The organism is Mesorhizobium sp. WSM4810 (assembly GCF_055811235.1).
Map to the genome: position 1 here is coordinate 1 of NZ_JBVVQV010000056.1, position 14924 is coordinate 14924.

The 14924-nt window shown below is 57.7% G+C and carries 10 protein-coding genes and 4 pseudogenes; 7 read left to right on the top strand and 7 right to left on the bottom strand.

Annotation, left to right across the window (positions count from 1 at the left end):
- Both AC0L3O_RS34840 and AC0L3O_RS34845 read left to right on the top strand, forming a co-directional pair.
- On the top strand, positions 1 to 244 hold a 244-nt coding region (locus AC0L3O_RS34840; protein ID WP_473618069.1), incomplete at its 5' end, for a hypothetical protein.
- A gap of 283 nt (positions 245 to 527) precedes the next feature.
- A pseudogene (locus AC0L3O_RS34845) lies at positions 528 to 1690 on the top strand (transposase).
- Between the two features lie 157 nt (positions 1691 to 1847).
- Here the strand turns inward: AC0L3O_RS34845 and AC0L3O_RS34850 are convergent.
- The 3 genes and pseudogenes from AC0L3O_RS34850 to AC0L3O_RS34860 form a co-directional block, all read right to left on the bottom strand.
- A pseudogene (locus tag AC0L3O_RS34850) lies at positions 1848 to 2476 on the bottom strand (transposase); the annotation flags it as partial.
- Positions 2477 to 2738: 262 nt separating this feature from the next.
- On the bottom strand, positions 2739 to 3167 hold the full coding sequence (locus tag AC0L3O_RS34855) for a hypothetical protein (RefSeq protein ID WP_473618070.1): 429 nt from the start codon (positions 3165 to 3167) through the stop codon (positions 2739 to 2741).
- The gene (locus AC0L3O_RS34860) at positions 3143 to 3469 is read right to left on the bottom strand and encodes a GntR family transcriptional regulator (RefSeq protein ID WP_473618071.1); all 327 of its coding nucleotides are present in this window, start codon (positions 3467 to 3469) and stop codon (positions 3143 to 3145) included. Before AC0L3O_RS34860 ends, AC0L3O_RS34855 begins: the two co-directional genes overlap by 25 nt.
- Positions 3470 to 3618: 149 nt before the next feature.
- Here AC0L3O_RS34860 and AC0L3O_RS34865 point away from each other — a divergent pair, with 149 nt between their 5' ends.
- The 4 genes from AC0L3O_RS34865 (at position 3619) to AC0L3O_RS34880 (ending at position 8261) form a co-directional block, all read left to right on the top strand.
- Positions 3619 to 4905 (top strand): ABC transporter substrate-binding protein, encoded by a 1287-nt coding sequence (locus AC0L3O_RS34865; protein ID WP_473618081.1) that lies wholly within the window; start codon positions 3619 to 3621, stop codon positions 4903 to 4905.
- A 170-nt stretch (positions 4906 to 5075) separates the two neighbouring features.
- On the top strand, positions 5076 to 5819 hold the full coding sequence (locus tag AC0L3O_RS34870; protein ID WP_473618073.1) for a carbohydrate ABC transporter permease: 744 nt from the start codon (positions 5076 to 5078) through the stop codon (positions 5817 to 5819).
- A complete protein-coding gene (locus AC0L3O_RS34875; protein WP_473618074.1) occupies positions 5819 to 6667 on the top strand; it encodes a carbohydrate ABC transporter permease in 849 nt (282 codons plus the stop codon). Before AC0L3O_RS34870 ends, AC0L3O_RS34875 begins: the two co-directional genes overlap by 1 nt.
- A 217-nt stretch (positions 6668 to 6884) precedes the next feature.
- The gene (locus tag AC0L3O_RS34880) at positions 6885 to 8261 is read left to right on the top strand and encodes an amidase family protein (RefSeq protein ID WP_473618075.1); all 1377 of its coding nucleotides are present in this window, start codon (positions 6885 to 6887) and stop codon (positions 8259 to 8261) included.
- A gap of 116 nt (positions 8262 to 8377) precedes the next feature.
- Here AC0L3O_RS34880 and AC0L3O_RS34885 read toward each other — a convergent pair whose 3' ends face one another.
- The 3 genes and pseudogenes from AC0L3O_RS34885 to AC0L3O_RS34895 form a co-directional block, all read right to left on the bottom strand.
- Positions 8378 to 9103 (bottom strand): GntR family transcriptional regulator, encoded by a 726-nt coding sequence (locus AC0L3O_RS34885; RefSeq protein WP_473618077.1) that lies wholly within the window; start codon positions 9101 to 9103, stop codon positions 8378 to 8380.
- Positions 9104 to 9138: 35 nt separating this feature from the next.
- Positions 9139 to 10551, bottom strand: coding sequence for a diaminopimelate decarboxylase family protein (locus tag AC0L3O_RS34890; protein WP_473618078.1), 1413 nt, complete (start codon positions 10549 to 10551; stop codon positions 9139 to 9141).
- A gap of 564 nt (positions 10552 to 11115) precedes the next feature.
- A pseudogene (locus AC0L3O_RS34895) lies at positions 11116 to 12177 on the bottom strand (IS3 family transposase).
- A gap of 477 nt (positions 12178 to 12654) precedes the next feature.
- Here AC0L3O_RS34895 and AC0L3O_RS34900 point away from each other — a divergent pair.
- Complete coding sequence (locus tag AC0L3O_RS34900) at positions 12655 to 14232, top strand: D-aminopeptidase (protein ID WP_473618079.1); 1578 nt, start codon at positions 12655 to 12657, stop codon at positions 14230 to 14232.
- A 431-nt stretch (positions 14233 to 14663) separates the two neighbouring features.
- On the opposite strand, the pseudogene AC0L3O_RS34905 reads toward AC0L3O_RS34900, so the two are convergent.
- Positions 14664 to 14851 (bottom strand): annotated as a pseudogene (locus AC0L3O_RS34905) (transposase); the annotation flags it as partial.
- Positions 14852 to 14924 lie beyond the last annotated feature (73 nt).

The following is a 14924-nucleotide window of genomic DNA, read 5'->3' on the forward strand; positions in this document are numbered from 1 at the left end:
ACACGATCCGCTTCTTGCGGCAATTTCGCTGCTGAAACGCCTGTATGCCGAGAGCCGTCGGGCACTCCCCGAGCGCGCCCGGTCACCCACCTCAGCCAGGCTGATCGTCGGCTCATCTTCGAACAGGGGCCTGATCGCCGTACCTACGAGATTGCGACGCTCGCGGCTTTGCGAGACCGGCTTTGCTCTGCCGACATTTGGGTCGACGGCAGCCGATCGTTCCGGCCGCTCGACGAGCATCTGATGCCGCGGTCGACATTCACCACAATGAAAGAGGTGGATTGTCTCGGGTTGGGCGTCCAAGGTGACGGCGCGCAGTGGCTTGCCGAAGCGCGGCAGATGCTCGACTCAACCTGAAGCGTCCGGGACATAGGGCACGGTCCGGAAAGCTCGAAGGTGTTCGTGTTGAAGCCGGTACCTTGATCGTGACGCCAACGGCTGGCGAGGTTCCGGCGGCGGCCGAGGAACTGAATGTCGAGAGCAGCGAACTTTTTCCGCTGGTTCAAGTGCCTGACCTCTAGAGGGAGGTGCACGAATGGACCGGCTTCGCGGATTGCTTCACGCATGTTCGCACGGGCGACACTCCGAGGAACGTCACGGCTATTTTGGCCCGAGTGCTGGCCTATGCGACCAATCTCGGTCCGAAACGGATGGCGAGCGCATCCAAAGGATCAGCGCTCACCAGATCGGCTGGATGCGCACGTTCCATGCCCGGTCGGAGACCTATTGCGCGGCGCAAGCATGCATCACCGATGCGCACACCCGACATCCGCATTCTCGACTGTGGGGCAACGGAACGACCGCGTTATCCGACGGGCAGTTCTTCCGCGCGAGCGACCGAGCCGCAAAGCGCGGCGACATCAATCTGCACTACGGCAGCGAACCAGGATCGAAATTCTACAGCCATCTTTCCGATCAGTACGGCTACTTCAGCATTCTGCCCATCAGCCCGACCGAAAGCGAGGCTGCCTATGTGCTCGACTGGCTGTTCGATCAGGACACGATCCCCGACGTCCAGGAACACTTCACCGATACGGGCGGCGCGAGCGATCGCGTGTTCGGGTTGTTCGCTCTGACGGCAAGCGCTTTGCGCCTCGGCTGCGCAATCTAAAAGATCGGAAGTTCCACACCTTCGAGAAAATGATGCCTACCCGGCGATCTTCTTCATCTGGCGGCGTCGATCACGACGCGATCAGTCGTGCCGTCAACGATCCTGAAGAAGCTGTCAGCATCACCGAAGGAAAGCCAACTCGCAAGGGCGCTGCGCGAACTCGGCCGAATCGAGCGCTCGCTGTTCATGATCGAATGGTACTCAAGTCCAGCGCTACGCCGGCGTTGCCAGGCCGGCCTCAACAAGGGTGAGGCGGCGCATAAGCTGAAGCGCGCCGTCTTCTTCCACGAGCGCGGTGAGATCCGTGATCGGTCATTCGAAAGCCAGGCGTTCCGCGCCTCCGGCCTCAACCTCGTCGTTAGCTCGATCGTGCATTGGAATACGGTCTACATCGAACGGGCCGTCACCCACTTACGCAACGTGCATCGCGAGATTCCGGATCATCTGCTCAAGCACTTCTCGCCGCTGAGCTGGGAACACATCAATCTGACCGGCATCTACACCTGGGATGCAGAACATCAGATGCCTGAAGGCTTCCGGTCGCTCAGACTACCGGCTCGGTTACGCCAAGCCGCATGACGTTCATGCTCCGTTCGACCTTAGCGTGTCGCTGGGAACAGTTCTTGTTCTGACCCCAAGGACGTGTTTCCACCGGTTGGCGGAACTTTGTTTTCCCTCCTTTGCGGCGTTCCCAGTCAAACGGCGGCCGGTGAGCTTCTCGCGTACACGTACAGCGGAATTTGGTGCCATCCGGCCACATGCGATGTATGATCACCGCCAGGCGACGTGCGAGTGCGACGATTGCCTTACGCAAGCCACGCCGCTTGGCGACGTTCATCGCCAGGGCTTTCAGCGCGTCAGCAACACTTGGGCGGCTTCATAAAGCAGCGTTCGCATCATCGCGTCACCGCACAGCGATACACATCCACACGCTTGCTTTCTCCCGACTCATTGAGCTTCGGTGTCAGCCCCAGTATCGGTCCAACAGCCTTCGAGTTCCTGAACCGCTGCGGAATATCGATGGTGCTGGTAAAGGCCAGCGCAGTTATGAGACCGACACCGGGAATTGTAAGCGGTTGCAGGTTGCATCGTCCTTGGTGATCGTCAATACTTTCCGGTGCAGGTGAGAGAGTTCCTCACGCAGCTTCCGCCGAGCGGCAAGCAATGGTGCCATGATCTCTTCGAGATCGGGCATGCCTGCGACGAGATCGCGAATACGCACCTCGAACTTCACCGTTCCCACAACACCGACCTTGAGGCCGAAATTCGTAGAAGACCGTGGATGTCGTTCTCGATGGCGATCGCCTTCCCCTGCAGCAGCTTGCGGGCAGTCAAGAGTGCCCGCCGCTTCTGGCTCGTGAGCGTTGAGTGCGGCGCGGTTGGTCTGGAACGTGTAGCCGTCCCAATCCTTCCACGCGTCCCAGCCTTGCGCGGTGGCGCATCCGTACCAGACACGCACCTTCACCGCGTTTTCGGCCAGCGTCTCGACAATCGAGACGGTAAAGCTCCCGCCAAGCTGAGACGGCGTGTCGTATACGGTGACATGGCGAAAGGGGCCGCACTCATGCGGCACCTTCGGCACAGATCGCCTTCATCACCCGTTCGGCGGCCCATCTCCCCGCCTCGTTCAAGTGCCGCTGCCACGCGCGCCTTGCGACGGCGACCAGCGGAAGCCATTGGCCTTGAGCGCCCGCCGCATCGCCTCGTCGGGCTTGCCGGGAAAGATCATCTGAATGCGGGCCATGTCCGCATTTTCATTGATCTCGACGGCTCCGGCCTGTGTCTCGACCTCTTGGCTTTGCGTTCCGCGCTCATGCATCCGAGCCAGATATTTCAGCCGCCCTTGTAGGCGGCGGATTTCTGCACGGTTGCCCGCCGTGTCGAATCCGCGTTTCCCTTGCCAGTCGGCCAGCACGACGCCGCGTGCCGCCACTTCTGCCGAAAGGCCGGTCCGGGCGACGATCGCCGCAATCATGGCTGCGTCATCGGCGCCGTCTTTTTCCAGGCGCCGGATAATGGAGTTCGCGGCCTTCATCTTGTCGATCGACAAGGCCAAGTAGTATCAGGCCGGAATCCACGCGCTACCGCTTCTTCCGAAAGCCCTGAAAAAGTGAGCAGGTCCCGGCCGATGTGACTCTTGGCAACGAACGTCCCCTTGCCAGCGCGTCGATAAAGCAAGCCTTCACCCACAAGGGCAAGCACCGCCTGTCGCACAGTGCTGCTGCTGAGTTCGTGCTGCTTCATCAACTCCATCTCAGTGGGGAGTTGATCGCCAGCACTGAAGACGCCGCTCTCGATCTGAGACCGAATGATATCGGCGAGCTGAATATGAAGTGGAGTTCTTCCGGGCTGAATCATGCGGCCTCCTCAAGCCGAGTCATTGCTATCACACGACTTGGGCGGTTCACAATATTAGGATATTGCATTGTTGCAAGAAATTAGCTAGCGTATGCGCGAGTGGCTCCATTGTTGGGGTCCACATAAAGGGAGGAAGGAAGATGAGCTTGATGGACTATCGCTTGGGTCGGCGCGGCTTCTTGACCGGTATGGTAGGCGTGTCGGCTTTGCCACTGCTGGGGTCGTTGCCGGCAGCGGCGCAGGATCAGACACTGCGAGTCATGATCTATGGGGACGGTGCCTCCTTTAAGGGGCTCTTCGAGGCGTTCGGAAAGGCGTCGGGCGTAAAGGTTTCCTACGAAGGCGTGCCGTTTTCCGACTATCATAACACCATAGTTCAGCGCTTCCGTACGGGAAATTCCGGAATCGATGTCTTCTTCCTGGACCCGACTTATGTCCCGTCGTTCTCCAAACTTGGCATTTTGGCAGACCTGACGAGCACCTTTGGAGAAAAGGCCAAAGGCATTCTGTTCCCGAGCGATGTGCAGGGCGGTAGCTACGACGGGAAGATGCTGACAATGCCGTTGCAGGAGTCAACGCAGCTCCTTTTTTTCAACAAGGGGCTTCTGGCCCAGGCTGGTGTTGAAGCTCCGGGTGTCTCGCCCGACGCGCGCCTTACGTGGGACAAAGTCATCGAGCTGGCCAAGAAGGCGCAGGCGGCCGGAGCCGAGTCAGGTTTCGGCTTCGAGCAAGCCAATCGCTACTACCAGCTACAGGTCCTCCCGGAATCGCTTGGCGGTGGGCCGGGCGTCAAGGGTCCCAATTTGCTGACAGTGGATGTGGCCAACGACGCTTGGCTGCAGGCAGGAAAATGGTATGGAAGCATCCACGCTGATGGCGTGGCTCCGCGGGGTCCGAGTAAGAGCCAAGAGATGCGTGACCTGTTCAAAGCTGGCCGGCTCGCATTTCTCGTCGGCGGTCCTTGGGGAATCTCCGAATTCAACAAGGTCGACGGTCTCGACTACGCTGCGGCGCCACATCCGTATTTTGCGGGTGGCAAGGCGGTGACGCCTTCCGAGTCATTTCATCTAGGAATGGCGGCGGATACCACGAACGTCGACAATACTCTTAAATTCCTTGAATTCGCGGGCTTGGACAAAGATGGGGCGGTAATTGCCGCCTTGGCCGAAGGCGACCTGTCCGCGAACATCGCTGCCATGAAGGAGGTGTTGAGTGGCGTTCCGCAGCAAAATCCAAGCCTTAGGGGTGTCGATAATTTGATACAGTACGAGCTGGCGAACACGGCCATCCGGCGCCCGCGCACACTGGGATATCTCCAACTGGAGGAACTGGTCACGCGTGCGTGGAGCGATATCCGCAACGGAAGTGACGCCACTCAGACATTTACGCAGCTTCAACGTGAACTCGAGCGCAGTTTCAAGCGCATTAAGGCTTAAGCGTGGCGATGGAAGCGGTTTCTGATGGACGTGTTGTGAGGGGTGCATCCACAAGTGGTCGATTTTCAAAATGGAGAGCGGCTATATGGCCGCTCCTCTTTTTGACGCCGGCTCTGGTTTCCCTAATCCTATTTCGGCTGTTGCCAGCTGGTTGGCTCGTCCAGCAAAGCTTGACCGGCCCCGACGGCGAATTCGTGGGACTCGAGAATTTCGAGTTTCTTTTCACGGCGCCCTCATTCGCCAAGACCGTTCAGGCGACTCTAACTTTTGTCGCGGTGACCGTGCCGCTGCAGACAGCGATCGCTTTTGGTCTCGCTTTGCTATTTGCGGAAAACTCACGACTCGTCTCGCTGCTGAGAGTATTGGTGTTCCTGCCAGTCTTCATCCCATCGAGCGTCGCAGCCATTCTGTGGGGAGCTGCATACCGTCCGCAAGGGCTGGTTAATGCTCTGTTGACTTCTATAGGGGCGAGCTCTCAGCTATTCCTTACATCGCCAGATCAGGCACTGATGTCGATCGTCGTTATGTGCACATGGATTGGGGCCGGCTTCTGGATGATGTTCCTTATCGGTGGTCTAAAGGACATTCCTCGGGATCTCTATGAGGCAGCATCGATCGATGGGGCTGGGAAACTTTCGTCGCTCTGGCACATCACTATCCCGCTGATGCGCCGACCGCTGGCTTTCGTAATCGTCGCTGACACGGTCGCCTCATTTCTGCTGTTTGCTCCGATCGCGATACTTACCCGAGGCGGCCCCGACGGCAGCACGCAACTTATTATGTTTGACGTGTACCAGCAGTCATACTTCTTCGACGACGTGCCTTTGGCAGCTGCAGAAGGTTTGACCTTGATGATCATAATGATGGCGATCATCCTCATCCAGTTCCGGTTGCTATCACGGGAGAAGCAATAATGAGTGCCGTCGAGAACTCGGCGTGGGCGGGGCGCACCGCTCGCTTACTATTCGGTATTGCCGTCGCCGCAGGTTTCATGCTCCCGATCGCTTGGCTGACTGCAGGTAGCTTTCGGCCGGGAAGCGAGATATTTACCTCGCTCGATCCGCTTTCCGTCGGCTCCTTTGTTCCGCCACATCCAACGCTTGAAAATTTTAGGAGCGCGTTCGAGGGATCTTTCCGGACTGGATTGGTTAACTCTATCGTCGTGGCGGCATGTACCGTGGTCGTGGGGCTGCTGGTTTGCTCAGCCGCAGCTTTCGCGTTGAGTGCTATGCATTGGCGCGGCCGCGAATTGGTGTTCGCCCTCATTGTCTTCAGTTTCTTAGTCCCCGAGGAGGTGGTGGCACTCCCCTTGTCAGCTATCTTGGCACGCGCCGGGCTACAGAACACATACATCGCACTGATCATGCCCTTCGCGGGTAACGGCATGGTGATTTTCCTACTACGTCAGTTCTTCCTGGCAATACCGCGTTCGTTGATTGAAGCGGCGCAAGTCGATGGGGCCGGCTGGCTGAGGATTTTCTTCCAGATTTTCCTACCACTTTCACGACCCTCTCTGATAGCCGCAGGAGTCATCCTCTTCAATGGGCAATGGCAGGCCTATCTGTGGCCGCTTTTGGTTACGACGCGCCAGGACATGCTCCTTGCCCCAATCACCTTAGGGCTTATGGTTGGACAGCACAGCAGCGATTACGGCCAGATTTTCGCGGCATCGACCATTCTCAGCGTCATCCCGGCAGTCATCTTGCTGTGCTTCCAACGCTTCTTCACTGACTCAGTTGCGACGTCGGGCGTCAAAGAATAATCAGAGGGATTCGCGTGAAGGTCGGGACACTATGAATAAGCCATCCAACAGAAATGCGGTCGCCCCGTTCCTGCTGTGGCTGCCGCTCTTACCAGCGTAATTCGGCCGGACTGCCGAATTGGGCGAAGGGCGCGTCCGCCGCGCCCCAGCCTTGCTCATTAACGTGCTCTAAATCGATAACAACGCACAAATGCGTTTTTCTGGACCGAAGACTTTCATGTCGATAAAGACGACTTTCAAGCAATCGGACACAATCGCTACGCTAGCGCGGGGCCGTAGCTCGGGCACTATAAGATCTACGGAGTTGGTGGAGCGGGCACTTAACCACGCCGAAGCTATGAAAAGTGCCGGCAGCCATGCGCTTACGAGAATATTGCGCGAAGAGGCCCTTGCTTCTGCCCGGCACGAAGACCGATTGCACGACCACGGTGTACCTCCACCGTCGTTACTTGCTGGCATACCGATCGTGGTAAAGGACAACTGCGATGTCCGGGGCGACATAACGCAGGCCGGCTCAGGATCACTGAGAAATGCATTGCCTGCTCAACGAGATGCAGACTGCGTGGCGCACCTGCGGTCAGCCGGAGCGATCATAATCGGCAAATCCAATATGTCAGAGTTTGCATGCGCAAACACCGGTATCAATCGGGTTTTTGGCACGCCAGCCAATCCGCGTGACCCATATCGTCTCGTGGGAGGATCGTCCTCTGGCGCTGCGGCCGCGGTAGCAGACGGATCTGTCGTGGCAGCACTTGGATCAGACACGGGTGGATCGATACGGGGCCCGGCCGCTCTCTGCGGCCTTGCTGGTTTCAAACCATCTGAAGGACGGATCTCGACGAAAGGAGTGCTGCCGCTATCTACAACGCTTGACACCCTCGGCCCGATTGCCCGTTCCATGGAATGTTGTGCGATTATGGACGCGGCTCTTGCTGGAACACCCTGGCGGCCTCTTCCCGAATTTCCGCTCAAAGGGGCTTCGCTGGGTGTTCTTCAGGATCTCGTGCTCGACGAACTGGACCCTTCGGTCGCATCATCCTTCGAGAACGCTCTCCGTGTCCTGAGGGAAGCCGGAGCAACGGTTACTGAATTCTCATGGGCCGAGCTTCAGCGCCGCGATTGGCGAGAAACCTACGGGATAATCACGCACAGCGATATGTACGCAAGCCACGGGCGCTTCGCGGAAGAAAATGCGCGCTCAATTGAGAAAGAGCCGTTTGATGTCGTAATGTCCGGTCGCTCCGTTTCTCCGCGGGACCGCGCTGAAGCCTTGGCCTTTCGAGGCAAGGCATCGCTGGACGCACACGACACTATCTCCCCTTTCCATGTAGTAGTGATGCCAACTGTCCCCGTGCTTGCACCTCCAATCTCGTCCCTTTCGGGTCCGGGACATGCGACGAAAATTGAGTATATGATCGGCCGGAACAACGAACCGGCGAACTTCTTTGATTGCTGCGCAGCAACCGTTCCGTGCCAGGCCGTAGGGGAACTTCCAGTAGGCCTCTTAATGATGGCGAAGAATGGTGACGATCGGCGCGTTCTCGCCATCGCAAACGCCGTTGAAAAGACCCTGAAAGTGCAAGGGCTTGGATAAGCGCTATCTCCGGGCACGAAACGATCTGTGATAGTGGAGCAGATGGCGCAGTCTCCACGAGAAACGAGATAGCCTATCGGACATGCGAATATTGCATCGACCCGCCTCAATTCGGTCTATCGCTCCTCGAGCTTCCTGAGTACAAAACCGAGTGAGTCACGCAAATCTGTCTGCAATGCCTCTGCTGCGCCCATAGCATCGTTGGCACGGAGAGATTGGCAGATGCTTGCTCTCAGACGAGGTCCATTAGAATAAGGCAGATAATCCGGAATTAGGTAGTTCAAATAGGGACCAGACTGAAGCCAAAGACCTTCAATCATTTGTAAAGTCACCGGCCTAGCCGCCGCTCGATAAACACCAAAGTGGAATTGAGCAATCAGAGATTTACGTTTGGCGGGATCTGTTAGTGAGCGCGTGTCGAGCAAAGCTGCTATTTGTTCAAGGTTTTCAATCTCAGTTTGCGTTATTCTTGATGCCGCGTACGCGGCCATGCTTCCTTCAAGGTAAACACGCAAGTCGCAAATTTCCTTGTATGTCTTCCAGTTCTCAGGCGGTACGCATATAGAACGTTGGTGGCTGTGGATCAGTGCTCCAGCGGCAACGAGTTGCAGAAGCGCTTCCCGGACCGGGGTAACGCTTGTACCAAGGTCCCTGGCTAGCCAACGAAGTTTGATCTTCTCACCGGGTGAATAGCCACCCACGATCAGACGCTGGCGTACTTCCTCAAGAACACGCCACCTGCTCCGGCCAGTGTCGGAGGGCACTGCGCTATCGGGGCCGGGTCGATCATTTTTCTCGCTTCTTCTTTCGCTCACACTGGTCTCGATGACTACCTTTTTCAAACCTGCATCACACACCATGCGACACCGCTGGTATGCTATTTTCCTAGTAGTCGATCGGGGATTTGGTGCAGGCGGAAAACGTCTTCAACCGTCTCGCGAGTCTTGATTAGCTCTGCGTCACCGTCGTGGACCAGAACAGTTGCTGGACGAGGCACGCCATTAAATTGCGTCGATGTCGTTTCAGAATACATCCCAGTGTCGAGGATGGCGAGTATATCTCCTACTGCAACATCTGGAATATGCTGTCTATCCGCAAAAACCGATGGTATACAGGTTACTCCGACAATCGACGCGAATTCCTTGAACGAGCGGGTCATGCCGGTGGCGGGGAGTATGTGATACCGGCTTCCGCTGGTGTCTATTCGCATAAGAACATTTGTACTGGCATCGACATTCACCCAAATCCTGCCAATGTCACGCTTAATTGTCCCAATTGTGGTGAGCAAGACGCTAGCGTTGCCGATGATATAACGACCGGGCTCAAGCCATAAAGCTGGTGTTGGTAGCTCGGTTGTATTGAGAAGCTTGAGCAGCGCTCCGCACACGGTTTCGGCGTATTCATCAATTTTAAGTTGGTTCAAAGAAAGTTGCCGTGACTCGGGGTCTCTTTCTCGCGGGATACCTCCGCCGATGTCAATGACCCGCGGCCAGAATCCGGTCCGTTCATGCAGCTGCACCACGGTTCTAGCGAGCGCCGAGTAGAGTTCCGCGATATGGTCCTTGCGCGTCGAAAAACGGCCCACGTGCCAATGAAAACCTGCATGATCGACATCCGGACGGTTTGCTAAGCGTCGAGTGAGTGCAGCAGCAGTGTCGAGGCCGAAACCCCACTTTGCTGACTCCATGCGACCGTGAAGGCCGACTTCATCCGAGACCCCGAAATAATCGCTCCCAACGTTATGGAAGTAATCGCTGGCAACTTTCAGCCGCAAATTTACTTGAGCGCGAACACCATACTTACGTGCTGCAGCACAAATTCTGTCGATTTCGTCTTCGGCATCGATGTTGATCGTCACACCTCTGCGCACTGCGTCGTCGATTTCTTCCGGCGTCTTGAGGCTCCCGTTCATCGCTATAAGAGCCGGATCAGCTCCGCCCTGAAACGTTGCGTAAAGCTCCCCCATTCCAAAACAATCGCCACCGCCACCCTCTGCGCTCACGATAGCACGTACAGCCAGATTGTTGTTGGCTTTGATGGCGTACATGACGTTCACAGGGGCGGGCCAGCGCTCGGAAAACGCGCGGCGGGCCGCCCTGAAATTTTGGCGCACAGTGCTCTCGGAAATCACGAACAAAGGAGAGCCGAATTCGGAAACGAGTCGATCCGCTGCAACGCCTCCAATAGTCAATACGCCGCGAGGATCGATGTCCAATGAATCGCTTTCAACTTCTATCAACCTTAAGTAGTCAACACCGTGTGTCGACATGTCTATGGATGTACTGATCATATCAAGCTCCAAAACGAATGGTTAGATATCACGGATGCCGAGACAACACCCGTTCAACACGACCTACCGAACGCGCCGGGCCAGTCAGCGCAATTTGTTACCTCAATTGGTTATATCCGATTTGCCGGCTTGTCAACTGCACCGCCAGCTGTCAATCAGATGTCCATGGTAGTCAGCATTTATTTGGCATCCCGCCTGAAAGAACCGAGGAGAAGAGTTCCGTTTAACGTTTAAATTGATATATCAAAAATGCCGCTATTTGCGACGGTGGTGCCAGTTAGCGATGGCGACAGCCTTGCCTCTCGATGAACTGGTGAAGGAACTTCAGTCCAGTCGAGACCATGAGCGGTTGGGAGGTTGCCAAGTTGTTTGGCGTGGCAAAAGGCAAAGCCATTGATGCGGATGGGCATGCGCCCGACATTCTCGTCCCGTCACGGCGCAATGCCAAAGCCGCAAAGGGCTTCCTAATCACCCGACATGCGAAGAGGTTCCCTTGCGCTCACGGAGATGGCTTCGTTTGTCTGAACAGTTTGGCGGGGTTTTGTAAGTGGGTTTTCTCCTCTGTCATGCCGCTGCGAGGATTAGCTTTGGCATGTTGAAGTAGGCCTGATCCGGGGTCTTCCGGTCAAGCGATGAATGGGGACGTCTGGTATTGTAAAAGATCAGATACCGGGCGATCGCAGTGCGGGCCTCCGGCACGCTGGTATAGGCATGCAGGTAGACCTCCTCATATTTGATAGTCCTCCATAGCCGTTCGACGATGACGTTGTCGCGCCAGGCTCCTTTTCCGTCCACGCTGATTTTCACGTCGGCATCCGTCAGGGTCTTGATGAAGTCGATGGAGGTGAACTGGCTTCCCTGGTCGGCGTTGAAGATGTCGGGCTTGCCGTATCGGGCCAGCGCCTCTTCGACGGGTCGATGCAGAACGCTACCTCCAGCGTGATCGACAGCCGCCGGGACAGCACGCTTGGGCTGAGCCAATCGACGACGGCGGCCAGATAGACGAAGCCGCGCGCCATCGGGATGTAGGTGATGTCCATCGCCCAGGCCTGGTTGGGTCGGGTGACCGGCAGATTGCGCAAGAGGTAGGAATGGACCTTGTGGCCCGGCGCCGGCTTCGAGGTGTTGGGGCGACGGTAAAGAGCCTCGATGCCCATCTTCCTCATCAGCGTGGCTGTCGCCATCCGCATCCAAAAGCCATTGCAGCATCCGGCTTCCCGCAAAGGCGTAGTCGAGATGCAATCTGTCGATCCGGTGCATCAGCGCAAGATCGGCGGCCGAGGGAGGTCGCGGCAGAAAATAGACGCTGCCCCGGCTGATCCCGAGCGCGCGGGCCTGGCGGGTGAGCGACAGAGCGTGGTTGCGGTCGATCATTTCTTTGCGCTCAACAGCCCGGCATGCAGCGTCTTCACGTCCACAATCGGAGCCGCCGGTTCGGCCTTCGCATCCGCGCCAAACACCCCCAGATGCTCCCTCCAGGAGGAGGTCCTTCCATTGCTTGATCTGGTTGGGATGCACATCGAATTGCTGCGACAGCTCGATAAGGGTCCGCTCGCCGCGGATTGCAGCAAGCGCAACTTTCGCCTTGAACTCAGGGCTGTGATTACGGCGGGGGCGCTTCGTCATGGTCTCTCCTGTTCCCGGCTTATATGCCGTGTTCAGGCAGAAATTCCACTATAACCCCTGTCCAAATTTCCCGATCCAGCTCTCGGTTTGATTTTTTGCTCCTCCGCAACTCACTGCCACATCCTGCGGTCATGCCAGACTGGACTTTGTCTCATGATTGCACGTCAGCAACGAACGCTTGATCTCGGGTGAGTACGGTGGTGCACCCTGGTTCACATAACTGGCAATACCCCCGTCCGTTTCCCCGACGATAATCAGGGCACCACTCCTTCCAAAGCCCGCGCGAGATCATTTATCGCAAGAATACAATATAGTAATATTGCAACGGGTCTCGCTGTGTGGTAATAATGACTCGGCTTCAGGAGGCCGCAGGTGTGTTCCCTTCGGTCGAGTTTGACGACGCGGAAGACATCTGCTCCGACCTCGACCAGGTCCTGTGACACGGCACGCCAATCCTCCCCAAAACGAAGGGCTCTAATGTCAGATCTAAACCGCAGCATCGATGAGCTTCCTCTGCGCTTCAAAGGCCCCGGCGGCGCGGTGGCGGTCGTCAAGGATGGCGCCGTCGTCGCCCGCCAAGCCTGGGGCTATGCCGACCTCACACGCCATCAGCCTTTCACGCCGCAGACACTTTTTCCGATCTGCTCGATCAGCAAGCAATTCACCTGCGCCACCTTGCTCAATCAGTTGGGCGATCCGTCCCGCCTCGACGCGGCCCTCGCCGCGCGCCTGCCGCTCCTTCAGGACAAGCCGCCGCGTGTACTCGATCTCTGCAACAATCAGTCGGGTCTGCGCGACTACTGGGCGCTGACCGTGCTCTGCGGCGCCGAGCCTGAGGGCGAGTTCCGTCCCGCCGATGCCAGGACCCTCATGGGTCGCACGCGCACGCTGCATTTCCCGGCGGGCGAGCGCTATTCCTATTCCAACGGCAATTTCCGCCTCGTTACGGATCTGATCGAGGACCATGTGGGCCGCCCTTTCGCCGAAATTCTCACGGAAAGGATTTTGCGGCCGGCCGGGATGGAAACCGCGCGCTTCAATCCCGAAACGAGCGACATTCCGGGTGGCGGGGTCGGCTATGAGGGCGACAACGACTTCGGCTTCATCCCGGCGGTAAACCGCATCAACTGGACGGGCGATGCCGGCATCGTCGCCTCGCTCGACGACATGATCGCCTGGGAGCGTTTCATCGACGCGACACGCGACAATCCAGACGGGCTCTATCGACGCCTAGCCATCAAGCCGTCCTTCGCCGACGGCACGCCCGCCCGTTACGGCTTGGGTCTTGCCCATATGGTGAGCGAAGGGGTCGCGCTCACCGGCCATGGCGGCGGCCTGCGCGGCTGGCGCAGCCAGCGGCTCCATGCGGCAGCTGAGCGGCTTTCAGTCGTCGTCCTGTTCAATCACCAGTCCAATGCGCATGAAGCCGCCTTCGAGGTGCTACGCGCCGCATTGGGGCAGGCGCCGCCGGCCAAGCCGAAGATCGCCTATGACGCGGCCTGGACGGGCGCTTATCACGATCCCGACACGGATCTCCTGCTGGACATCTCGCCGGAGCGGGAAAAGGGCCAGGTCATCGCGCGCTTCACCACCAATGCCGATCTTCTCGACCTGACGAGCGAGAACGAGGCCTCCGCCCCCAACGTGATGCTCAAGCGCGACGGCGATACCGTCCATATGATCCGCCCGGGCGAAAATCTCAAAACCGCGGTGGGGCGCGTCACGGGAACCCCGACTCCCGACATTACCGGAATGTTTCAAAGCGCGGAGCTCGATGCCGATTTCCATATCACGGCGCAAGGCAGCGCCCTTTTCGGCAGCTTCGAAGGCTTTCTCGGCAAGGGCGCGATGCAGCCCCTCTATCCGGTCGGCACCGATCTCTGGCGCATGCCGTGCCAGCGCGCGATGGATGCTTCGGCGCCGGGCGACTGGACCTTGCATTTCGAGCGGGACACGGCCGGTAAGATCACCACGGTCAATGTCGGATGCTGGCTCGCGCGAAAGGTGCTTTTTCGGAAACGCGCTTCGCCAAGGCCGGTGAGCCCTACCTACTGACTTCACAGTCGGCGAGGGGGTCGTGTTGGGCTAATTATATTAACCTAGATCGATCTGTTTTTCTGCAAAATTCCGACACTACACGACTCTGGGGGCTCTGAGCTTAAGGCCAAGGCGCCCTCGGCATCGAGCCGGTATGACTTGGGGAAGCGGGGGCAGCCGGCGGTCTCGCACCAGCTGATCTTGAGACGCAAGCGCACAGACCGGTCAGCGTCACGAGGGTGCGATAGTTTTCGTGCCGGATGCGCATCGGCAAACCGCAGGCCGGGCGAAGCCGACAGGCAGGACGCAGCACCCGCTCGCGGTCCGCCCGCTGGCGTCCTGACGTTCTGGTCATCCCGCACCTCCCATCAGGTACAGAAGACACCACCGCATGCTGACAGACAGCCGGCTTTGCCGCCCTCGAGCAACGGGGGCATTAAGACGAATCCATATCCGGCAGCGGTGTAATAGTTGTGGCATGCCTCGGGCTCAACCACATCGAGATGTCGCCGATAGCCCGCCAAAACGCATCGACGGTTCGGACCTTGGCTTTGCGGAAGTGTGCTTTGATTTGTGAGAAGGTCTGTTCAATCGGGTTCAAATCCGGACTATAGGGAGGCAGGAACAGGAACCTAGCTGTTTGATCCCGGACTTTAATGGCGCATCATTGCCGTCCGAATCAAAGGATGCGCTATGGGACAGGTTCTACA

Excerpts from the sequence above, each read along its gene's own strand:
- AC0L3O_RS34900 (WP_473618079.1), top strand. The coding sequence starts at position 12,655 with ATGTCAGATCTAAACCGCAGCATCGATGAGCTTCCTCTGCGCTTCAAA.
- AC0L3O_RS34860 (WP_473618071.1), bottom strand. The coding sequence starts at position 3,469 with ATGATTCAGCCCGGAAGAACTCCACTTCATATTCAGCTCGCCGATATC.
- AC0L3O_RS34875 (WP_473618074.1), top strand. The coding sequence starts at position 5,819 with ATGAGTGCCGTCGAGAACTCGGCGTGGGCGGGGCGCACCGCTCGCTTA.
- AC0L3O_RS34890 (WP_473618078.1), bottom strand. The coding sequence starts at position 10,551 with ATGATCAGTACATCCATAGACATGTCGACACACGGTGTTGACTACTTA.
- AC0L3O_RS34880 (WP_473618075.1), top strand. The coding sequence starts at position 6,885 with ATGTCGATAAAGACGACTTTCAAGCAATCGGACACAATCGCTACGCTA.
- AC0L3O_RS34865 (WP_473618081.1), top strand. The coding sequence starts at position 3,619 with ATGGACTATCGCTTGGGTCGGCGCGGCTTCTTGACCGGTATGGTAGGC.